Source organism: Telluria antibiotica (genome assembly GCF_011682055.1).
GTDB classification, from domain to species: Bacteria; Pseudomonadota; Gammaproteobacteria; order Burkholderiales; family Burkholderiaceae_D; genus Telluria; species Telluria antibiotica.
Window position 1 is genome coordinate 271,041 of the sequence record NZ_JAAQOM010000009.1, and the last position, 19,584, is coordinate 290,624.

Consider the following 19,584-nt stretch of genomic DNA (forward strand, 5'->3'; position numbering starts at 1 on the left):
GCTGAGCCGATGCACATTCGATTCCTGAACACCACGCGGCGCGCATTGCTGTCCGCCGCAGCGCTGGCCGCCGGCCTCGCGGCCCTGTCTGCGCCGGCGCGGGCGGCGGACCTCATCGATACGGTCAAGGCGCGCGGCACCTTGCGCATCGCGCTGGAGGGGACGTATCCGCCGTTTAATTTCAAGGATGCGAAGACGGGACAGCTCGCGGGTTACGACGTCGACGTCGCCAAGCTCGTCTGCGCAAAGCTGGGCGTGCGGCCGGAATTCGTGACGACGGAATGGGCGGCCATCCTCGCCGGCCTGGCCGCCGGCAAATACGACGTCATCGTGAGCCAGGTCGGTATCACGCCACGGCGCCAGCAGGCGTTCGATTTTTCCCAGCCGTACACCTACTCGGCGCCGCAGTTGATCGTGCGCCGCAACGAGGAAGCGACCTATCGCAGCCTCGCCGACCTCAAGGGGCGGACCGTCGGCGTGGGGCAGGGCAGCGTGTTCGAACAGCAGGTGCGGGGAGTTCCTGGGATCGAGGTCAAGCATTATCCGGCCGCGCCGGAGAACTTGCAGGACCTCGCATTCGGCCGCATCGACGCCGCCCTCAACGACAGCCTGATGGTCGCGTATCTGCTGAAGAATTCGCAGCTGCCGATCCGCGCGGGCGCGCGCGTGGGCGACGTCGAGCGCACGGGCATCGCTTTTCGCAAGGGCAATCCGAAATTCCGCGCGGCCGTCGACAAGGCCCTCGATGGGGCGCGCGCGGACGGGAGCCTGAAGCAGGTGTCGATCAAGTGGTTCGGCGTCGACGCGACGCACGCCCCGTGACATCCCTGGTTGAGCTGGTCGACCTGCTGCGCGAGGCGGCCCCCGTACTGGCGAAAGGGGCCGGCACGACGCTCGCGTTCGCGGTGGCGTCGATGGCCGGCGGGCTCGTGCTGGGCTTCCCGACCGCCGTCCTGCGCGTCGCGCCGTGGGCGCCGCTGCGCTGGCCGGCCACGCTGTACGTGAGCGCGTTCCGCGGCACGCCGCTGCTCGTGCAGTTATTCGTCATCTATTACGGCCTGCCGGGCGTCGGCATCGCATTCACGCCGGTCACGGCCGGCATCCTCGCGCTGTCGCTGAACGCGGGTGCATATTTGTCGGAAAGCCTGCGCGGCGCCATCCTCGGCGTCGGGCGGGGCCAATGGGACGCCGGGTTCAGCCTTGGCCTCACGTACCGTCAGACCCTGGGTCTCGTGATCCTGCCGCAGGCATTGCGCACGGCCGTGCCCGCGATGAGCAATACGTTGATCAGCCTGATCAAGGATACCGCGCTCGTGTCCGTCATCACGGTGAGCGAGCTGATGCTCGCGACGAAGGAACTGATCGCCGTGACGTTCCGGCCGTTGCCGCTGTACGTGGCGGCAGCCGGCGTGTACTGGCTGCTGAGCCTGTTCTTCGAAGCCGTGCAGCGCCGCGCGGAGCGCCACGTCAACCGTGGTCACCAATGAAAAGGCTGTGTTCGCGGTAGTTATGTGAACTGAAATTCGTTGCAGCGGTCATACGTGTCGTCGAGTTAGCTCATGAGGAGTGACGATGCGCGGCCTGACGTTCGACGAGTTGTTCGCCATGTTAACGGCGGCGCAATTGTCCGCCGTCGACCTGGCCCGGTTGCGGAAATGGATCGCGGGCATCGCCCATCCTGACGAGTGTATCGCCCTGATCGAGCAGGCTGCGCGAGGACGGCCGTGTCCTCGCTGCGCTTGTCCCCGCGCCCACCGCTGCGGCCAGGCCAGCGGCCTGCAGCGTTTTCGCTGCCTCGGCTGCGGGCGCAGCTACAACGCGCTGACGGGGACGCCGCTCGCAAGGCTACGGAAGAAAGAGCATTGGCTGGCGTATCTGCAGTGCGTGCTCGAGTCCCGTACCGTGCGCGAGGCGGCGCGCGCCGTCGGCGTGCATCGCACGACCAGTTTCAGGTGGCGCCATCGCTTCGTGCCGGGCGCCATGCGCGATCGGCCATCTATCCTGACTGCCATCGTCGAGGCGGACGAGACGTATCGCCTGGAATCGCAGAAGGGATCGCGCAACATGACGCGCAAGCCGAGGAAGCGCGGTGGCGTCGCGACGAAGCGCGGCATCAATAAGGAGCACGATTGCCTGCTCGTCGCACGCGATCGCACCGGGCAGACACTCGATTTCCACACTGGCCGCGGGCAGGTAACGGTGGCGCAATTGGAAAAGTGCCTCAAGCCTGTGCTGCCGGCCGACGTCCTCCTGATCAGCGATTCGGCGCTCTCGTACCGTCACTTCGCCAGGCAAGCGGGCATCATGCACGAGATGGTGAACGTGAAGGCGGGCGTACGCGCGCGCGGTGCGATTCACCTGCAGAACGTGAACGCCTGGCACAGCCGTTTCAAGAGCTGGCTGGTGCGGTTTCGCGGCGTCGCGAGCCGTTACCTGATCAATTACTCGGGCTGGCAACGGTTGCTCGACGCGCGACGCCTTACGACGCCGGCTCATCTGTTGTGCGCTGCGGCCCAGCTCGGCTGAACGACGGTGTCGCCGAATTATCGCGAACACAGCCAATGAAAAACGGCGCCGCAGCGCCGTTTGATCATCACATGTTCGGGTAGTTCGGCCCGCCGCCGCCTTCCGGCGTGACCCAGACGATGTTCTGCGTCGGGTCCTTGATGTCGCACGTCTTGCAGTGCACGCAGTTCTGCGCGTTGATCTGCAGGCGATCGTTGCCTTCGTCCGTCTTCACGAACTCGTACACGCCGGCCGGGCAGTAGCGCTGTTCCGGGCCCGCGAACTTCGCGAGGTTGACCTCGACCGGCACGTTCGGATTCGTCAGCGTGAGGTGGATGGGCTGGTCTTCCGCGTGGTTCGTGTTCGAGATGAACACGGACGACAGGCGGTCGAACGTCAGCTTGCCGTCCGGCTTCGGATACACGATCGGCTTGAAGTCGGACGCCGGACGCAGGCATTCGTGGTCGGCATGCTGGTGGTGCAAGGTCCACGGCGCCTTGCCCTTGAACAGGATCTGGTCGATACCCGTCATGAGCGTGCCGAGGACGAGGCCTTTGGCCATCCACGGCTTGAAGTTGCGGGCGACGTGCAGCTCCTCGTGCAGCCACGACTGCTCGAATGCGGCCGGGTAGCTCGTCAGTTCGTCGTGCTGGCGGCCCGCGCCCAGCGCGGCGCAGGCGGCGTCGGCTGCAAGCATGCCCGTCTTGATGGCGGCATGGCTGCCCTTGATGCGGCTCGTGTTGAGGAAGCCTGCGTCACAGCCGATCAGCGCGCCGCCCGGGAACACGGTCTTCGGCAGCGACTGCAGGCCGCCCGCCGTGATCGCGCGCGCGCCGTACGAGATACGCTTGCCGCCTTCGAAGAAGTGGCGGATCGAGGGGTGCGTTTTATAACGCTGGAATTCCTCGTACGGCGACAGGTACGGGTTCTGGTACGACAGGCCGACGATGAAGCCAACGGCGACCTGGTTGTTTTCCAGGTGGTACAGGAACGAGCCGCCGTACGTGTCGTTGGGCAGCGGCCAGCCGGCCGTGTGGACCACGAGGCCCGGCTGGTGCTTGGCCGGATCGATCTCCCACAGTTCCTTGATGCCGATGCCGTACGTCTGCGGATCCTTGCCCTTGTTCAGGTCGTATTTCGCCATCAGCTGCTTGCCGAGGTGGCCGCGCGAGCCTTCCGCGAACAGCGTGTATTTTGCGTGCAGTTCCATGCCCAGCTGGAACGCGTCCGTCGGCTGGCCGTGGCGGTTGACGCCCATATTGCCGGTCGCGACGCCTTTCACGGAGCCGTCGTCGTCGTACAGGATTTCCGCGGCCGGGAAGCCAGGGAAGATCTCGACGCCCAGCGCCTCCGCCTGCTGGCCGAGCCAGCGCACGACGTTCGCGAGCGAGATCACGTAGTTGCCGTGGTTGGTCAACATCTTCGGCATCATGAACGACGGCGTCTGGTAGGACTTCGTCTCCGTGAGGAAGAGCATGCGGTCTTCCGTGACGGCCGTGTTCAGCGGCGCACCCAGTTCCTTCCAGTTCGGGAACAGCTCGTCCAGCGCGCGCGGGTCCATGACGGCGCCCGACAGGATGTGCGCACCCAGCTCGCCGCCTTTTTCGAGCACGCAGACCGACACGTCCTGGCCCTTTTCGGCAGCCAGCTGCTTCAGGCGGATCGCGGCCGACAGGCCGGCGGGGCCGCCGCCGACGATGACCACGTCGTATTCCATTGCTTCGCGGGGGCCGTATTCTTCGAGGAGGGTGTTGGGCTGAGTCATGTCTTATTGGAGTGATTAAATTTAAGCACGAGTGTGCACTTTTTTGCGCTCGTTGGCAACGCCGAGCGCCATTGTAGGGCAACTATTAGACGCGGCAATCTAATCGGCGTGAAATAGGTGAAGTGTGCAATCATTATGGCTTCGCAACAGAATTTAGTTCGGGGACAGGGGGCGTAACGTGGGTATTGAAGTCAATTTCGAAGGAAAGATCGCGATGGTCACAGGCGCGTCGAGCGGGCTCGGGGCGCGTTTCGCCAAGGCCTTGGCCGGTGCCGGCGCCCAGGTGGTGCTGGCGTCGCGCCGCGTCGAACGCCTGAAAGAGTTGCGCGCCGAGATCGAGGCCGACGGCGGCGCGGCCCACGTCGTTGCGCTCGACGTGACGGACCTCGCGAGCATCAAGTCCGCGATCGCCCACGCGGAGACGGAAGCGGGGCCGATCGACATCCTCGTCAACAATTCCGGCGTGTCGACGACGCAGCGCCTGCTCGACGTCAACGAGGAAGACTACGGCTACGTGATGGACACGAACCTGCGCGGCGCCTTCTTCATGGCCCAGCAGACCGCGAAGCGCATGATCCAGCGCGCGAAGGGCGACCCGAAGAAGCAGCACCGCATCGTCAACATCGCCTCGGTCGCGGGCCTGCGGGTGCTGCCGCAGATCGGCGTGTACTGCATGAGCAAGGCCGGCGTCGTGCAGATGACGAAGGCGATGGCCGTCGAATGGGGCCGCTACGGCATCAACGTGAACGCCATCTGCCCCGGCTATATCGCGACCGAGATGAACGAGGATTATTTCGACACGGAGCAGGGCAAGAAGCTGATCGAGATGCTGCCGCGCCGCCGCACGGGCAGGCCGGAAGACCTCGACGGCCTGCTGTTGCTGCTCGCCGCCGAGGAAGCCCATTTCATCAACGGCGCCATCATCACGGCCGACGATGGCATGACGGCGCAGTGATCCCGCACCGCGTCGAGTCCATCCTCTAGGACGAAGGGGCGTAAAGCCCCGTATCATTTCGTCCGCATGACCACGAGTACGACCATGGCCCGCCGCGCCCGCGCGCGGCGGGGACGATTTCCCATTCATCGAAACAAGCAGCAATGAGCGAAAAGAAGCAGGTTCACGTCATGCGCCAGGCGATCCGCTGGGGCGACATGGACGCATTCGGCCACGTGAACAACACGGTGTATTTCCGGTACATGGAGAGCGGGCGCATCGCCTTCCTCGAGCACGCGGCGGGCGACGTCGAGATCAAGGATGAAGGACCGGTGCTCGTCACCGCCCACTGCACCTTCATCCGGCAGCTGAAGTATCCGGGGGAGATCGAGATCCGCACGTTCGCCGGTCCCGCGGGCCGTTCGAGCTTCGAGGTGACGCACGAGATCCGGATGGTCGATGCCGAGGGCAAGGCCGACGTCGTCGCGGCGGAAGGTGGCGGCAAGGTCGTATGGATCGACTTCGCGGCCGAGAAGTCGGTGCCGTTGCCGGCACGCTTGCGCGAGATCCTGCCGGCAGCGTAACCGTGAAACGTCCGGTGGGCACGGCGGTAGGGTGGACACCCTGTGCCCACCATCAACGTGCCATGCCGACGAGCTTGTGCACGAGTTCCGACGACGTCGACGCCGAGAACTTGCGCATGAGTTTGGCCCGGTGCATCTCCACCGTGCGCGGCGACAGATCGGTCTCGCGCGCGATCACCTTGCTCGTCTTGCCTTCGACGAGCAGCGCCGCGATCTCGCGCTCGCGCGGCGTGAGCTCGGCAGTCACGGGGCGCTTTTCGCTGACGTCCTCGAACGTCCACACGCCGGCGCCCAGCGGCTCGGCGGGGTCGAGCGCGCGGCCCGTCACGTGGCACCAGAACAGTTCCCCATTCCCGCGTCGCATGATGCGCTCGTCCGAGTAGCGGCCCTTCGCGTTCATGATGGGAATGATGCGGTCGCCCGTGCGCAGGAACTCGTCCATGGTCGGGTACAGTACCGAGAACGACTGGCCGTCCAGCTGCGTGCGCTGGTAGCCGAACATCGCCGCCAGCGCGTGGTTGCACGACTGGATCACGCGGTTCACCGAGATGCACATGCCGACGGGCGCGTGCTGGAAAATCAACTCGTAATCGATGGCGTATGATGCGTTCATTTGATGGTGGTCGACTGTTCCCGCGCGAGGCGCCAGCCGGTATTTCTACGGTATTGTGCTTTGGAGGGGCGTATTCTATTCTCGAATTCTACTCTGCTGTACAGAAAGAGCTCCTGTCGGCTCATCCACGCTTGAAGCTTAACGATTAAAGGGACGGGTATGAACAAAGTGTATCCAGATGCGCGCTCCGCGCTGGAAGGGGTTGTCGCCGACGGCCAGACGATCGCCGTGGGCGGTTTCGGCTTGTGCGGTATTCCGGAGGCGCTGATCCTCGCGCTGCGCGATTCCGGCGTCAAGAACCTGACGGCCATCTCGAACAATGCCGGCGTCGACGACTTCGGTCTCGGCCAGCTGCTCACGACGCGCCAGATCAGGAAGATGATCGCTTCGTACGTGGGCGAGAACAAGGAATTCGCACGCCAGTACCTGGCCGGCGAACTGGAACTGGAATTTACCCCGCAGGGCACCCTGGCCGAGAAGCTGCGCGCCGGCGGTGCCGGCATCCCCGCGTTCTTCACGAAGACGGGCTATGGCACCATCGTCGCGGACGGCAAGGAGACCCGCGAATTCGATGGCGAGATGTACGTGATGGAACGCGCGCTCGTGCCGGACGTCTCCCTCGTCAAGGCCTGGAAGGCCGACCGCGCCGGCAACCTCGTGTTCCGCAAGACGGCGCGCAACTTCAACCCGAACGTCGCCACCGCGGGCAAGGTCTGCATCGTGGAAGTCGAGCAGCTGGTCGAGATCGGCGAGATCGATCCGGACCAGGTGCACACGCCGAGCATCTTCGTGCACCGCATCGTTCACAACCCGACGCCGGAAAAGCGCATCGAACAGCGCACCGTGCGTCAAGCATAAGACCAGGGAGACAGACATGGCATGGACTCGTGATGAAATGGCCGCGCGCGCGGCCAAGGAACTGCAGGACGGTTTCTACGTGAACCTGGGCATCGGCCTGCCCACCCTGGTGGCGAACTACGTCCCGAACGACATCGAAGTGTTCCTGCAGTCGGAAAACGGCTTGCTGGGCATCGGCCCGTTCCCGACGGCGGACGAGGTCGACGCCGACCTGATCAACGCCGGCAAGCAGACCGTGACCGCGCTGCCCGGTGCCGCTTACTTCAGCTCGGCCGACTCGTTCGGCATGATCCGCGGCGGCAAGATCAACCTGGCAATCCTCGGCGCGATGCAGGTGTCGGAAAAGGGCGACCTCGCCAACTGGATGATCCCGGGCAAGATGGTGAAGGGCATGGGCGGTGCGATGGACCTCGTGGCCGGCGTCAAGCGTGTCGTCGTCGTGATGGAACACGTAGCCACAAGCAAGGACGGCACCGTCAGCCACAAGATCCTCAAGAAATGCGACCTGCCGCTGACGGGCGTCGGCGTCGTCGACCGCATCATCACCGACCTGGGCGTCATCGATGTCACGGACAGCGGCCTCAAGCTCGTGGAGCTGGCGCCGGGTGTCACCAAGGACGAGGTCGTGGCTGCGACGTCGGCCGAACTGGACGTGTCGAGCGTTTGACGTCCTCCGGGCGGCGCTGCGGTGCCGCCCGTCCTTCCTGCGCTAGCGCAGCTTCCACACGTAATCGACGTTGGCCCATTGCTGCACCGCCTTGCCGTGTTGGCGCGCGGGCTGGAAGCTGCACTGTGCCAGCGCCGAGCGCGCGGCTTCGTCCAGCGTGGGGAACCCGCTCGACGCCTTCACCTTCGAATCCTTGACCTTGCCGTTCTCGTCGACGAGAAAGCCGAGCGTGACCGTGCCCTCATGAACGGCCTGTACGTCCGCGTGCGGGTATTGCGGCTTGGCGCAGCTCGTGAAGTCGAGCTTTGCGGTGCTGCTGCCTTGTGGTGCCGCATGGGCGGACGCCGTGCAGGCGAGGGCGAGGGACAGGCATTGCAGGGTCGTGCGGATGATGCGGGACATGGTGCTCTCCTTGTGGTGGGAACCGATGACCTTCGGTTCGTCAGGGCGTAAGGGCGCCGCGCGCCGTCCTGCGCGAATGCTTCGTCGATGAATGAGGGCGCGACCGCCCGGCTAGTCAGTGTGGCGACGTCACGTCACGCGAGCGTCCAGACGTACTGGACCGGATGCCACGTCGCGACGGGCTGGCCGTTGCGCAGCGCCGGCGCGAACCGGCAGCGGTGCAGGGCGGCGCGGGCCGCCTCGTCCATGCTGGCGTAACCGCTGGACTGCAGGATGGTCGAGTCCGTGACGAGGCCGGAGGCGTCGACGCGGAAATTCAACGTGACCGTGCCCTCGTGGCTGGCCGCAATGTCGGCCTGCGGGTAGTGCGGTTTGCTGCAGCTCGAGAAGTCCGCGACCGCGGAACGCGTCAGGCCGGCCGTCCTGACGGCAGGGGAGTCGCGCGTCGCCAGCACGTGGGCGCTCGCCGCGCACGCCAGGACGAGGCCGAGCACGGGAATCGCGGCGCGCCAGTCCAGCGCCTGCGGATCGGGCCGGACGAGGCGGCGAATGCGCGCCATCAGGTCGCCGCCCGCCGCGGCCTGCGCCAGGTGGTGGCTGGAAAACTGCAGGCGTTCCAGCTCCGACAAGGCGCGCGCCAGGCGGCGCGGTTCGCCCAGCCGGCGGGCGGCGAAATCGTCGGCGATCTGCTCGCGTTCGTGACGAATGCGCCGCGAGATCCACCACACGGCCGGGTGATAGAACAACAGGGCCTCGATCACGGTCTGCACGAGGTTGACGAGGTAGTCGTGGCGGCGGACATGCCCCAGCTCGTGCGCCAGCAGCGCTTCCAGCAATTGCGGCGGCATGCCCGTCACGAGGGCGGCCGGCACGAGCACGATCGGGCGCCAGCAGCCGGCCGTGACCGGGCTGGCCAAGCTGTCGACGATGCGCAGGCGCACGTCGCGGTCGATGCCGCAGCGGGCGGCAAGTCGGGCCAGCCTCGTTTGCCAGACGCGTTCCTCAGCGCCGTGCGCCGCGGCGGCCCGTCCGTGCGACGCGCGTCCGACCCACACGAGTCCCAGCGCCATGCGCAGCCCGAACGCGGCGGCGCAGGCCGCCCACGCGCCCACGATCCAGTCGAGCTGCCGCTGCAGCCAGGCGAGCAGGCCAACGGCGTCGCGCAACACGGCCGCCGGTGCCGACGCCAGCGGCAACGCGCGCGCGGTCGCGACGTCGCGGTCGTCCAGCAGCATCGTCACGAAATTGACGGCGGGCCAGGCGACGCACAGCAGCAGGGCCAGGCACGCAACGGCATAGCGGCGTTCCGGCTTGGCATTGCGCAGCGCAACGAGCAGCACGGCCGTCGCACACCCGACCAGCGCGCCTTGCCACACGAAGTGCAGCAATGCCCATCCGAGGCTGGGCACGAAGCCATTCGACAGCGCGGCCAGCAGCCTGGTCAACGCATCAGGCAACGCATCAGGCAAGTGCGAGGGCAGCGGCGCGAGCGGGCTGGTCGGCAGCAAGACCGACAACAGCCCGCTGACGAGCCCGGCGCTCATCGGTCGTCTCCGTCTTTCAGCAGTCGTTCGATCTCCTCGCGTTCCTTTTTCGAGATGCCGCTCTTGAGCGCGGCCAGCACGAGCGCCTTGGCCGACCCCGCGAAGGCGCGCTGCATCAGGTCCTTCAGCAGATTCGTCTGCAGCGATTCCTGCGGATGCGCGGGCGCGTACACGTGTGACCGTTCGCTTTCGTCGCGGATCAGCAAACCTTTGCCGTGCATGATCTGCATCAGGCGCAGCACGGTCGCATACGTCACCTCCGGGCGCTCCTTGACGATTTCCTCGTGGGCCCGGCGTGCCGTGGCCGAGCCGAGCGGCCACAGTACCTGCAACAGGTCGAGTTCGGCGGGCGTTGGCTTGGGAGGGGTGGGGGATTTGGCCATGGCGTCTTCGGAACGTGGTCGATAAACCTAGACTAACTCGTCTAGATCGAGTTGTCTACAAGTTTATTTTGCACACGGACGCTTGCTTTAGCGGTTCATCCGGTCATAGCATAGACATCATTGTCTACAAAAAGGGAGTGTCCATGCTGAAAACCCGTCTGCGTACCGCCGCCCTCGTTCTCCTGGTGGCGTCAAGCGGCGCCGTCGCCTCGTCCGTCCCCGATTACCCGTTCGTGCACGTCACGGGAAGTTCGTTCCAGGCTGTCGTGCCCGACCTCGCCAGCCTCGATTTCGAGATCGTCGTGCCCGATGCCGACCCGGCCGCGGCCCGCGCCGTCCTCGAGGCGCGCGTGGGCGAGGTGCGCGACCTGGCCCGGCAGCTCGGCATCGAGGGAGACGACGTCGTCGTGCGCGAGGTGCGCCAGGGCATCCGCAAGGAGGAGCGGGCGGCGAACGGCGCGCCGGTGTACGAGCTGCGGTGCGACGTCCACATCAACGTGCGCAACGTCGCCAACTGGGCCGCGCTGGCCGGTGGCCTGCTCGGCAAGCCCAATCTCGACGGCTTCGCGTCCGCCTTCGACCGCAGCGACATGGATACGATTCACGACGAACTCGTGACCCAGGCCATCCAGGACGCCCGCCGCCAGGCGGACGTGATGGCGGCCGCGGGCGGGCGGCGCGTCGGTGGCCTGATGGGCGCGACGCCGGAAGCGCTGAAGAACCTCAGCACGGCGATGGGCCTGGAACGCGCCGAGTTCCGGCGCGACGGCGGCGCGGACCGGGCGCGCGCGCAGGACGTCGACCGCGAGCAATTGCTGGCAGTGCCCGCCTTGAAGCTGCGCCAACCCGTCGACGTGATCTTCCGCCTCGAAAACCTGCCGCGGCGCACCCGCTGACAGCATGCCCGGTTGAGGCAGCGCAGGCGCAAAAAAAACGCCGGGCGAACCCGGCGTCTGAACGAGGAATCGTTCTGGTCGCGTGACTTACGCGGCTTCGCGGACCGGATGCAGTTCGGAAGTGCCGTCGTCCGGGCTCGGATTCTTCAGTTCGGCGGTCAGGCGTGCCTGGTCCAGTTCGCCTTCCCATTTCGACACGACGACCGTTGCGACGCCGTTGCCGATGATGTTGGTGAGGGCGCGGCATTCGCTCATGAACTTGTCGATACCGAGGATCAGCGTCATGCCCGCAACCGGGATCGTCGGCACGACGGCCAAGGTGGCGGCGAGGGTGATGAAGCCGGCACCGGTGATGCCCGAAGCGCCTTTCGACGTCAGCATCGCCACGCCCAGGATCGTGAGTTCCTGCGTCAGGGTCAGTTCGGTGTTCGTGGCCTGGGCGACGAACAGGGCGGCCATCGTCATGTAGATGTTGGTGCCGTCCAGGTTGAACGAGTAGCCGGTCGGCACGACGAGGCCCACGACGGATTTCGGGCAACCCATCTTTTCCAGCTTGCGCATCAGCGCGGGCAGGGCGCTTTCCGACGAGCTCGTGCCCAGCACGATCAGCAGCTCTTCCTTGATGTAGGCGAGGTAGCGGAAGATCGAGAAGCCGGTCATGCGGGCGATGAGGCCCAGCACGATGACGACGAACAGGAAGCAGGTCAGGTAGAACGAACCGACGAGCGAGGCCAGCGGGATCAGCGACTTGACGCCGTATTTGCCGATGGTGAAGGCCATGGCGCCGAAGGCGCCGATCGGGGCCGCCTTCATGATGATGTTCACGACGCCGAAGATGGCGTGCGACATGTCGTCGATGAAGCGCGTCAGTGGACGGCCGCGTTCACCCAGCATCGACAGCGAGAAGCCGAACAGGATCGCGATCAGCAGCACCTGCAGGATTTCCCCTTTGGCGAACGCATCCACGAACGTGTTCGGGATGATGTTCATGAGGAAGTCGACGGTGGTCAGCGACTTGGTCTTGTCCGTGTACTGGGCGATCGAGTGCGTGTCCAGCGTGGCGGCGTTGACGTTGAAGCCGGCGCCCGGCTTGATGAGGTTGGCGACGATCAGGCCGATGGCCAGGGCGAACGTCGAGACGATCTCGAAGTAGATCAGGGCCTTGCCGCCGACGCGGCCGACCTTTTTCATGTCCTGCATGCCGGCGATACCGGCGACGACGGTACAGAAGATCACCGGGGCGATGATCATCTTGATCAGTTTGACGAAGCCGTCTCCCAAAGGCTTCATCGCCGTTGCGATGCCCGGATCGTAGATGCCCAGCAGGACGCCCACGATAATCGCAAACAATACCTGGACATAAAGGACTTTATAGAATGGTTTTTTCATGGCTAGGCTTCATGCGTTATTAGTAACACGGTCATCATCACGCAAAATATCTGCACGGGCTATTGTGGAAAACCGCAACGCCGTGCCTGATACCAACACCTGGGTTTGCTGAATAATCCGGCCCGCCGATCAACCTAGGGCCGGCGGTAGACCGTGCCGCCCTTCATGACGAACACGACCTTGCGCAGCGCGGCGATGTCGGACGTCGGGTCGCCGTCCACGGCCACCACGTCCGCCAGCATGCCGCCCTGGATCGCCCCGAGGTCCTGGCGGTCGAGGATGCCCGCGGCGACGATCGTGGCCGCGCGCAATGCCTCCGTCGGGGTCATGCCCAAACGCACCATCCACTCCAGTTCGCGTTCGTTCGTGCCGTGCGCGAACACGCCGACGTCGCTGCCGTTGCCGATCGTCACGCCGAGCCGGCGCGCGAGGCGAAACGCCCGTTCGGCCTGCTGCATCGCGGGCGTGGGCGTACCGCCGCGCACGTGGTGCTGGAAGTATTCGCCGATGGCTTCCGGCGCCGTCAATGTGGGGACGTACGCCGTTTTGTGTTCCAACATCAGGCGGAACGTCGCTTCGCTGGCGCCGTAGCCGTGCTCGACGGTATCGACGCCGGCCAGCACGGCCAGCCGGATCGCGTCGTCGCTGCTGGCATGCGCCGCCACCTTGCGCCCGCTCGTGTGTGCCGCGGCGACGATCGCCTTCATCTCGTCGAGCGTGAACGTGGGCCGCGTGCCGCCGTCCGGGCCCGTGCGGTAGTCGGCGTAGAACTTGATCCAGTCGGCCCCGTGCGACGCCTGTTCGCGCACGGCCTTCGTCGCTTCGTCGACACCCGTCGCCTGCCGGGCGCCGTACGGAATGTCCATGTCGGGCCGGTACGAGCGCTCGGCCGGACCATAGCTCGCGGTCGCGACGATGGCGCGCGTGGCGACGAGCAGGCGCGGGCCCGGCACTTGTCCCTCGTCGATCGCGCGCTTGATGCCGACGTCGGCATACCCCGCGCCTTCCGTGCCGAGGTCGCGCAACGTCGTGAAGCCGGCCTGCAGCGTGTCGGCCGCGTGGCGCACGGCGAGCGCGATGCGGTACGCGGGCGCTTCCTTCAGCACCTGGTCGTCCCACGTCGTTTCGTTATAAGGGTGTAGCAGGACGTGCGAGTGCAGGTCGATCAAGCCCGGGATCAAGGTCTTGCCGGGCAGGTCGATGCGGTCGACGTCGGCGGGGACGGCCAAGGTGCCGGTCGGCCCCGCGGCCTGGATGCGGCCTTGCGCCACGAGCACGCTCCAGCCGCCGTGCGAGGCGCCGTCGCCCGTCCAGACGCGGTCGGGTGTCAGCAGGACGGGGCGCGCGTCGGCAGCGCGTGCGCCGGGCAGCGTGCCGACCAGCAGGGCCAGTGCGGCGATGAGGGGTCTCGTGCGGAGGCGCATCGTTCGTCCTTTCTTGTCGTGTCGATCAAGAGGCGATCATAGCCGAGCAGGCGAGCCGCGCGGCGGTCGGATGTTCTATCATTGCCCGTCATCCCGACAAAAGGAGCGACCGATGACCCTGCGATTTCTCGTCCTGCTGCTGGCGGCATCGGGCGCGTGTGCCGCCTCCGCGCAGGAACCCGCGCGACTCATGGAACAGATGGCCGGTGTGTACAAGGAACGCTTCGTGAGCGCGACGATTACGCCCGGCAAGGCCCCCGGCGAGGCCGACGTGCCGTACCAGGCCGAGAACGTCGTCGAGATCGTGCCGTACGACGCCGACCACGTGTACGTGCGCGCCCACCTCGATTTTTACAACGGGCACATGTGCGATATCGCCGGAATGGCCCGTTATGAACACGGCGCGTTCGTGTACCACGATCCCGCGCCGTCGCCGCTGCCGGACGCGCCGCCATGCGCACTGAAAGTGAGCGCGGAGCACGGCAAGCTGACGCTCACGGACCGCGCCACACCCGACGCGCCCGCAAGCTGCCGGGCATATTGCGGCGTGCGCGGCGCTCTCGAATACGCCATCGGCATGGACAAGCGCCGCACGATCCGCTACCTGGACCGCCTCAAGGCATCGCGGGAGTACAACAAGGCGATCGACGACCTGCACGCGACCGAGCCCCACACGGCGCCCTGATCGCCCGCGTTCATTCGAGGTCCTGCAGCGCCTGCGCGATGCCCGTTTCCACGTCGTGCAGGAACGCGGCACCGTTGGCCGACAGCGCGATGCCGGGTACGGCCAGCTCGACGAGGCAGGCGAGGGCCTGGCGGAACCATTCCATGTCGGTGCCCATCAGCGGCAGCGCGTGGGCGTCGACGAGGTAGTGCACGGCGCGCGCGAGCAGCGCCGTGTCGCGGCCGGCGTTCGCGACGAGCAGCGCGAAGTCGGCCGCCTCGCGCTCGAAGCGGGCGGCCAGCGTTTCCAGGATGTCGCGCGACACCTGCGGCTGGCCGGATGCGAGCACGACGTGGGCGAGCTCCAGGCAAGCGTCGTGCAGGCCCGGGATCTCGATGTCGCCTTCCATTTCTTCCATTTATTGTGCGACCCAGCCGCCGTCCATGTTCCACGCGACGCCGCGCACCTGGTTCGCGGCGGGGCTGCAGAAGAACACGGCGAGCGCGCCCAGCTCGTCCGGCGTGACGAATTCGCCGGACGGCTGTTTTTCCAGCAGGAGGTTTTTCTTCGCCTGTTCGTTGCTGATGCCGTCGCGCGCGGCGCGGTCGTCGACCTGCTTCTGCACGAGCGGCGTGAGTACCCAGCCCGGGCAGATCGCGTTGCACGTGACGCCCGTCTGCGCCGTCTCCAGCGCCGTCGACTTGGTGAACCCGACGAGGCCGTGCTTCGCGGCCACGTACGCGGACTTCTGCGCCGATGCGACGAGGCCGTGGGCCGACGCGAGGTTGATGATGCGGCCCCAGTTTTTCTGCTTCATCGAGGGCAGCGCGAGGCGGGTCGTGTGGAACGCGGAGCTGAGGTTGATGGCGATGATCGCATCCCATTTCTCGACGGGGAAATCCTCGACGTTCGCGACGTGCTGGATGCCGGCGTTGTTGACGAGGATGTCGACGCCGCCGAACTTCTCGCCCGCGAATGCCATCATCGCGACGATCTGCTCGGGCTTCGACATGTCGGCGTTGTGGTAAGCGGTCTGCACGCCGAATTCCTGGCCGACGTCCGTGTACAGCTTCTCGATCTGCTGGGCGTCGCCGAAGCCGTTGAACACGATGTTGGCGCCTTGTTCGGCCAGCGCGCGCGCGATGCCGAGGCCGATGCCCGACGTCGAGCCCGTGACGAGTGCAGTCTTGCCGCTTAACATGGTGGATTTCATGCGTTCCTCTTTCTCGTGGTCAGTTTTCTATGAGCCCGGGTAATCCGGGGCGAGACTTGGTAGAATTGTAATCGCACCAACGGGTAAAATGTTGGCGCCCGCCCGGACCCTTGATGTTTGCGGTGGTTGCATGGTGATCGTCGGAACTTTGAAAATGAGCGAACCGAGGCTGAAATCCGTGCTGTGCAGTTCGCCCGCCGGCCTGCACCGCATGGCGTACAAGGAATGGGGCGACCCCGCGAACGCGCGGGTGCTCGTGTGCGTGCACGGCGTGACGCGCGTGTCCGGCGACTTCGACGCGCTGGCGCGGGCGCTGTCCGACCGCTACCGTGTCGTCTGTCCCGACGTCGTGGGCCGCGGCCGCTCCGACCGGTTGCGCGATCCGGGGCTGTACGTCATCCCGCAATACGTGGCCGACATGGTGACCCTGGTCGCGCGCGTCACGGCGAACGGCGACGACGAGGGCGTCCACTGGTTCGGCACGTCGATGGGCGGCCTGATCGGCATCGCACTCGCATCGCTGGAAGGCAGCCCCATCCGCCGCATGGTGATCAACGATATCGGGCCCGTGCTCGACCCGGCAGCGATGGCGCGCATCGGCGACTACATCGGCCAGGAGATCCGCTTCAAGACGTTCGACGACGGCGTCACGTACGTGCGGATGGTCTCCGCGCCGTTCGGCCCGCACAGCGATGCGGAGTGGGACAAGCTCGCGCGCGACGTGCTCGTGCAGCAGCCCGACGGCCACTGGGTGCTCCACTACGACCTCAACCTGGCGGCGCCGTTCAAGGCGCTGACGCCGGGACAGGCGGCGCGCGACCAGGAACGCCTGTGGGCCGCCTACGATGCGATCCGTTGCCCGACCCTGCTCGTGCGCGGGGAACAGTCCGACCTGCTGTCGCGCGCGACGGCGGAAGAGATGGCGCGGCGCGGACCGCGGCCGACGCTGGCGGAGATCGCGGGCGTGGGCCATGCGCCCACGTTCGTGCAGCCGGCCCAGATCGCGCTCGCGCGGGAATTTTTGACCGGCTGAAGCAAGCCGGAGGTGTTCGGCTCCACGGCCGGGCGAAGCGGCCGCAAGGCCTGGTTTTACGACTTATCAAGCGATAGAGAAAAGCATGGAAATCAAACGACTGCACGTAGGCAAACGACTGTCCGAAGTCACCATCCACAACGGTACCGTGTACCTCGCCGGCCAGATCGCCAGCGACAACAAGGCGGACATCGTCGGCCAGACGCGCGAAGTGCTGGGTCACATCGACCGCCTGCTGGCGGAAGCCGGCAGCGACAAGACCCGCATCCTGTCGACGCAGATCTTCATCACCGACATGGCCAACTTCCCGGCGATGAACACGGTATGGGATACGTGGGTCGTGCCGGGCGCGACGCCGCCGCGCGCCACCGTCGAAGCCAAGCTGGCCGATCCGGCCTGCCTCGTCGAAATCGTCGTCGTGGCCGCCCAGGCGTAACGCAGCGCGATGGTATCGATTGTCGCGCTCGGCGACGCCACCACCCAACTGGTCCACGGACTCGGCCCCGACGATTGCGCGCGCGTAAAGGGTGCGCTCGACTTCGCGGCCGTGTCGTATGGCGAACGCACGGCCGGCACGGGCCAGAGCGCGTTCGAGTTTTCACTGGGCGTGGCCGGCACGCTCGCGCTGCTCTCCAGCGATGCCGAGACCCGCATCGCCGGCTTGCTGTTCGAGCTGGCCATCGTGGAGCCGGGCGTGACCGAGGCGCTCGAGGAGCGCTTCGGCAAGGAAGTGGCGGACATGGTGCGCGGCGTGCACCAGCTGATCCGCCTGCGCGACCTGACGGCGGCCCAGGCCCCCGTCGGGCGCGGCAAGAATGCGGCCCAGGAGGCCATGGCGCAGGTCGAGACCCTGCGCAAGATGCTGCTGGCGATGGCCAGCGACATGCGCGTCGTGCTGATCCGTCTCGCGTCCTGCGTGGCGTCGTTGCGCTTCTTCGCGGAGCACAAGCGCTTCGACGACGTCACGCGCAACTACGGCCGCGAAGTGCTGGACCTGTACGCGCCGCTCGCCAACCGCCTCGGCATCTTCCAGCTGAAATGGGAACTGGAAGACCTGTCGTTCCGGATGATGGAGCCGGACACGTATAAACGCATCGCCAAGATGCTCGAAGAGAAGCGCATGCTGCGCGAGAGCTTCGTGGCATCGTCGATCGAGCGCCTGCAGAAGGAATTGGCGGCCGCCGGCATCAAGGCCGAAGTGTTCGGGCGGCCGAAGCACATCTACAGCATCTGGAAGAAGATGCGCGGCAAGGAGCTCGATTTCTCCGAACTGTACGACGTGCGCGCGTTCCGCGTGATCGTCGACGACATCAAGACCTGCTACACGGTGCTGGGCGTCGTCCACAACATCTGGACGCCGATCCCGAAGGAATTCGACGACTACATCTCGCGCCCGAAGGCGAACGGTTACCAGTCGCTGCACACGGTCGTGACGGCCGAGGACGGGCGGCCGCTGGAAGTGCAGATCCGCACGCAGGAGATGCACAATTTCGCCGAGTACGGCGTCGCCGCGCACTGGCGCTACAAGGAAGAAGGCGGCTCGAATTTCAAGAGCCAGGAATACGACGAGAAGATCGCGTGGCTGCGCCAGCTGCTGGCGTGGAAGACGGAGGTTGCGAGCGCCGTCACGGGCCAGGAAGAGCTGCAGCGCGAATGGGTCGAGAAGCTGAAGTCGACCACGCTCGACGACCGCATCTTCGTGCTGACGCCGCAGGCGCGCGTGCTCGAACTTCCGGTCGGCGCGACCCCGATCGACTTCGCCTACCACTTGCACAGCGAGGTCGGACACCGCTGCCGCGGCGCGAAGGTCGACGGTGTGATGGTGCCGCTGAACACGCCGCTGAAGAACGGCCAGACGTGCGAAGTCATCACGGCGAAGGGCCCGGCCGGCAGCCAGGGGCCGTCGCGCGACTGGCTCAGTCCCGGCTACGCGGTGTCGAGCCGCACACGGTCGAAGATCCGCGCCTGGTTCCACGCGCTGGAGCTGGCCGAGACCCTGGCCCACGGCCGCGCCCTCGTCGAAAAGTCGCTGCAACGCGAAGGCAAGACGGCCGTCAATCTCGACGCGCTCGCGCACAAGCTGGGATTCACGAAGGTCGATGACCTCTTCATCGCCGTCGGCAAGGAAAAATTCAGCCTGCGCCACGTGGAAGCGGCGCTGCACGATGCGGCGCCGGCCGCCGCGGTGCCGGACGAAGCCGTCGTCAACAAGAGCCGCGCATCGAGCGTGGAGCAGGGCGCCAAATCCGGCGTGCTCGTCGTCGGCACGGAAGGGCTCATGACGCAGCTGGCGCGCTGCTGCAAGCCGGCCCCGCCGGATCCGATCGTGGGCTTCGTCACGCGCGGCAAGGGCGTGTCGATCCACCGCGCGAGCTGCAAGAACTTCGCCGAGATGGCGGCCAAGAGCCCGGAACGCGTGCTCGAGACGGAATGGGGCGCGACGGGCCAGGAAACGGTCTTCCCCGTCGATATCTTCATCCTCGCGAGCGACCGCCAGGGCCTCCTGCGCGACATCTCGGAAGTGCTGGCCATCGCCAAGATCAACGTGATCGGCGTGAATACGCAGAGCAGCAAGGGCGCGGCGAAGATGGTGTTCACGGCAGAGATCAGTTCGACGGGCCAGTTGCAGAAGGCGCTCGCGGCGATCGGCGAAGTCAAAGGTGTGCAAGAGGCCAGGAGAACGTAGGGTGGGCACCCCTGTGCCCACGCG

The 19,584-nt window shown here is 66.0% G+C and carries 21 protein-coding genes; 12 read left to right on the forward strand and 9 right to left on the reverse strand.

What is annotated here, in order from left to right:
* Positions 1-9 precede the first annotated feature (9 nt).
* The 3 genes from HAV22_RS16475 (at position 10) to HAV22_RS16485 (ending at position 2,526) form a co-directional block, all read left to right on the forward strand.
* Complete coding sequence (locus HAV22_RS16475; protein WP_166860383.1) at positions 10-822, forward strand: transporter substrate-binding domain-containing protein; 813 nt, start codon at positions 10-12, stop codon at positions 820-822.
* Positions 819-1,487 carry an amino acid ABC transporter permease gene (locus HAV22_RS16480; protein ID WP_371869665.1) on the forward strand — a complete coding sequence of 223 codons (669 nt, stop codon included), beginning with the start codon at positions 819-821 and terminating at the stop codon, positions 1,485-1,487. Before HAV22_RS16475 ends, HAV22_RS16480 begins: the two co-directional genes overlap by 4 nt.
* Positions 1,488-1,572: 85 nt before the next feature.
* Positions 1,573-2,526, forward strand: a complete 954-nt coding sequence (locus tag HAV22_RS16485) for an IS1595 family transposase (protein ID WP_166860385.1) — start codon at positions 1,573-1,575, stop codon at positions 2,524-2,526.
* A gap of 67 nt (positions 2,527-2,593) precedes the next feature.
* On the opposite strand, the gene HAV22_RS16490 is transcribed toward HAV22_RS16485, so the two are convergent.
* A complete protein-coding gene (locus tag HAV22_RS16490; RefSeq protein ID WP_208296224.1) occupies positions 2,594-4,270 on the reverse strand; it encodes an electron transfer flavoprotein-ubiquinone oxidoreductase in 1,677 nt (558 codons plus the stop codon).
* Between the two features lie 178 nt (positions 4,271-4,448).
* Between HAV22_RS16490 and HAV22_RS16495 the strand changes: the two genes are divergently transcribed.
* A complete protein-coding gene (locus tag HAV22_RS16495; RefSeq protein ID WP_166860387.1) occupies positions 4,449-5,225 on the forward strand; it encodes an SDR family oxidoreductase in 777 nt (258 codons plus the stop codon).
* A 143-nt stretch (positions 5,226-5,368) separates the two neighbouring features.
* Complete coding sequence (locus HAV22_RS16500; RefSeq protein ID WP_166860389.1) at positions 5,369-5,788, forward strand: acyl-CoA thioesterase; 420 nt, start codon at positions 5,369-5,371, stop codon at positions 5,786-5,788.
* Between the two features lie 52 nt (positions 5,789-5,840).
* On the opposite strand, the gene HAV22_RS16505 is transcribed toward HAV22_RS16500, so the two are convergent.
* On the reverse strand, positions 5,841-6,401 hold the full coding sequence (locus HAV22_RS16505) for a PAS and helix-turn-helix domain-containing protein (protein WP_166860391.1): 561 nt from the start codon (positions 6,399-6,401) through the stop codon (positions 5,841-5,843).
* Between the two features lie 159 nt (positions 6,402-6,560).
* On the opposite strand from HAV22_RS16505, the gene HAV22_RS16510 reads away from it, so the two are divergent.
* Positions 6,561-7,259 (forward strand): CoA transferase subunit A, encoded by a 699-nt coding sequence (locus HAV22_RS16510; RefSeq protein WP_166860393.1) that lies wholly within the window; start codon positions 6,561-6,563, stop codon positions 7,257-7,259.
* 16 nt (positions 7,260-7,275) lie between these two features.
* On the forward strand, positions 7,276-7,926 hold the full coding sequence (locus HAV22_RS16515; RefSeq protein WP_166860394.1) for a 3-oxoacid CoA-transferase subunit B: 651 nt from the start codon (positions 7,276-7,278) through the stop codon (positions 7,924-7,926).
* Positions 7,927-7,968: 42 nt separating this feature from the next.
* Here the strand turns inward: HAV22_RS16515 and HAV22_RS16520 are convergent, their stop codons facing one another.
* The 3 genes from HAV22_RS16520 to HAV22_RS16530 form a co-directional block, all read right to left on the reverse strand.
* Positions 7,969-8,328, reverse strand: coding sequence for an energy transducer TonB (locus HAV22_RS16520; protein WP_166860396.1), 360 nt, complete (start codon positions 8,326-8,328; stop codon positions 7,969-7,971).
* 134 nt (positions 8,329-8,462) lie between these two features.
* A complete protein-coding gene (locus HAV22_RS16525) occupies positions 8,463-9,872 on the reverse strand; it encodes a M56 family metallopeptidase (RefSeq protein WP_166860398.1) in 1,410 nt (469 codons plus the stop codon).
* Positions 9,869-10,255: a BlaI/MecI/CopY family transcriptional regulator gene (locus HAV22_RS16530; RefSeq protein WP_166860400.1), complete on the reverse strand. Its 387-nt coding sequence runs from the start codon at positions 10,253-10,255 to the stop codon at positions 9,869-9,871. Before HAV22_RS16530 ends, HAV22_RS16525 begins: the two co-directional genes overlap by 4 nt.
* A 143-nt stretch (positions 10,256-10,398) precedes the next feature.
* Here HAV22_RS16530 and HAV22_RS16535 point away from each other — a divergent pair, with 143 nt between their 5' ends.
* The gene (locus tag HAV22_RS16535; protein ID WP_166860401.1) at positions 10,399-11,151 is read left to right on the forward strand and encodes an SIMPL domain-containing protein; all 753 of its coding nucleotides are present in this window, start codon (positions 10,399-10,401) and stop codon (positions 11,149-11,151) included.
* Positions 11,152-11,238: 87 nt separating this feature from the next.
* Here HAV22_RS16535 and HAV22_RS16540 read toward each other — a convergent pair whose 3' ends face one another.
* Entirely contained in the window at positions 11,239-12,540 is a 1,302-nt protein-coding gene (locus HAV22_RS16540; RefSeq protein ID WP_166860403.1) for a dicarboxylate/amino acid:cation symporter, read from the reverse strand.
* 134 nt (positions 12,541-12,674) lie between these two features.
* On the reverse strand, positions 12,675-13,964 hold the full coding sequence (locus HAV22_RS16545) for a metal-dependent hydrolase family protein (RefSeq protein WP_166860404.1): 1,290 nt from the start codon (positions 13,962-13,964) through the stop codon (positions 12,675-12,677).
* Positions 13,965-14,076: 112 nt separating this feature from the next.
* Here HAV22_RS16545 and HAV22_RS16550 point away from each other — a divergent pair, with 112 nt between their 5' ends.
* Entirely contained in the window at positions 14,077-14,649 is a 573-nt protein-coding gene (locus tag HAV22_RS16550; RefSeq protein WP_166860406.1) for a hypothetical protein, read from the forward strand.
* A 10-nt stretch (positions 14,650-14,659) separates the two neighbouring features.
* Here HAV22_RS16550 and HAV22_RS16555 read toward each other — a convergent pair whose 3' ends face one another.
* Positions 14,660-15,046: a hypothetical protein gene (locus tag HAV22_RS16555; RefSeq protein ID WP_166860408.1), complete on the reverse strand. Its 387-nt coding sequence runs from the start codon at positions 15,044-15,046 to the stop codon at positions 14,660-14,662.
* A complete protein-coding gene (locus tag HAV22_RS16560) occupies positions 15,047-15,841 on the reverse strand; it encodes a 3-hydroxybutyrate dehydrogenase (protein ID WP_166860410.1) in 795 nt (264 codons plus the stop codon).
* A gap of 154 nt (positions 15,842-15,995) precedes the next feature.
* Here HAV22_RS16560 and HAV22_RS16565 point away from each other — a divergent pair, with 154 nt between their 5' ends.
* The 3 genes from HAV22_RS16565 (at position 15,996) to HAV22_RS16575 (ending at position 19,560) form a co-directional block, all read left to right on the forward strand.
* Positions 15,996-16,874 carry an alpha/beta fold hydrolase gene (locus HAV22_RS16565; RefSeq protein ID WP_166860412.1) on the forward strand — a complete coding sequence of 293 codons (879 nt, stop codon included), beginning with the start codon at positions 15,996-15,998 and terminating at the stop codon, positions 16,872-16,874.
* A gap of 85 nt (positions 16,875-16,959) precedes the next feature.
* Positions 16,960-17,310 (forward strand): RidA family protein, encoded by a 351-nt coding sequence (locus tag HAV22_RS16570; RefSeq protein WP_166860414.1) that lies wholly within the window; start codon positions 16,960-16,962, stop codon positions 17,308-17,310.
* A gap of 9 nt (positions 17,311-17,319) precedes the next feature.
* Entirely contained in the window at positions 17,320-19,560 is a 2,241-nt protein-coding gene (locus HAV22_RS16575) for a RelA/SpoT family protein (protein WP_166860415.1), read from the forward strand.
* Positions 19,561-19,584: the final 24 nt, after the last annotated feature.

Coding starts and splice junctions, on each gene's coding strand:
- HAV22_RS16500 (WP_166860389.1), top strand. CDS start 5,369: ATGAGCGAAAAGAAGCAGGTTCACGTCATGCGCCAGGCGATCCGCTGG.
- HAV22_RS16535 (WP_166860401.1), top strand. CDS start 10,399: ATGCTGAAAACCCGTCTGCGTACCGCCGCCCTCGTTCTCCTGGTGGCG.
- HAV22_RS16510 (WP_166860393.1), top strand. CDS start 6,561: ATGAACAAAGTGTATCCAGATGCGCGCTCCGCGCTGGAAGGGGTTGTC.
- HAV22_RS16555 (WP_166860408.1), bottom strand. CDS start 15,046: ATGGAAGAAATGGAAGGCGACATCGAGATCCCGGGCCTGCACGACGCT.
- HAV22_RS16505 (WP_166860391.1), bottom strand. CDS start 6,401: ATGAACGCATCATACGCCATCGATTACGAGTTGATTTTCCAGCACGCG.
- HAV22_RS16575 (WP_166860415.1), top strand. CDS start 17,320: ATGGTATCGATTGTCGCGCTCGGCGACGCCACCACCCAACTGGTCCAC.
- HAV22_RS16475 (WP_166860383.1), top strand. CDS start 10: ATGCACATTCGATTCCTGAACACCACGCGGCGCGCATTGCTGTCCGCC.
- HAV22_RS16515 (WP_166860394.1), top strand. CDS start 7,276: ATGGCATGGACTCGTGATGAAATGGCCGCGCGCGCGGCCAAGGAACTG.
- HAV22_RS16565 (WP_166860412.1), top strand. CDS start 15,996: ATGAGCGAACCGAGGCTGAAATCCGTGCTGTGCAGTTCGCCCGCCGGC.
- HAV22_RS16485 (WP_166860385.1), top strand. CDS start 1,573: ATGCGCGGCCTGACGTTCGACGAGTTGTTCGCCATGTTAACGGCGGCG.
- HAV22_RS16525 (WP_166860398.1), bottom strand. CDS start 9,872: ATGAGCGCCGGGCTCGTCAGCGGGCTGTTGTCGGTCTTGCTGCCGACC.
- HAV22_RS16570 (WP_166860414.1), top strand. CDS start 16,960: ATGGAAATCAAACGACTGCACGTAGGCAAACGACTGTCCGAAGTCACC.
- HAV22_RS16560 (WP_166860410.1), bottom strand. CDS start 15,841: ATGAAATCCACCATGTTAAGCGGCAAGACTGCACTCGTCACGGGCTCG.
- HAV22_RS16540 (WP_166860403.1), bottom strand. CDS start 12,540: ATGAAAAAACCATTCTATAAAGTCCTTTATGTCCAGGTATTGTTTGCG.
- HAV22_RS16550 (WP_166860406.1), top strand. CDS start 14,077: ATGACCCTGCGATTTCTCGTCCTGCTGCTGGCGGCATCGGGCGCGTGT.
- HAV22_RS16530 (WP_166860400.1), bottom strand. CDS start 10,255: ATGGCCAAATCCCCCACCCCTCCCAAGCCAACGCCCGCCGAACTCGAC.
- HAV22_RS16520 (WP_166860396.1), bottom strand. CDS start 8,328: ATGTCCCGCATCATCCGCACGACCCTGCAATGCCTGTCCCTCGCCCTC.
- HAV22_RS16545 (WP_166860404.1), bottom strand. CDS start 13,964: ATGCGCCTCCGCACGAGACCCCTCATCGCCGCACTGGCCCTGCTGGTC.
- HAV22_RS16490 (WP_208296224.1), bottom strand. CDS start 4,270: ATGACTCAGCCCAACACCCTCCTCGAAGAATACGGCCCCCGCGAAGCA.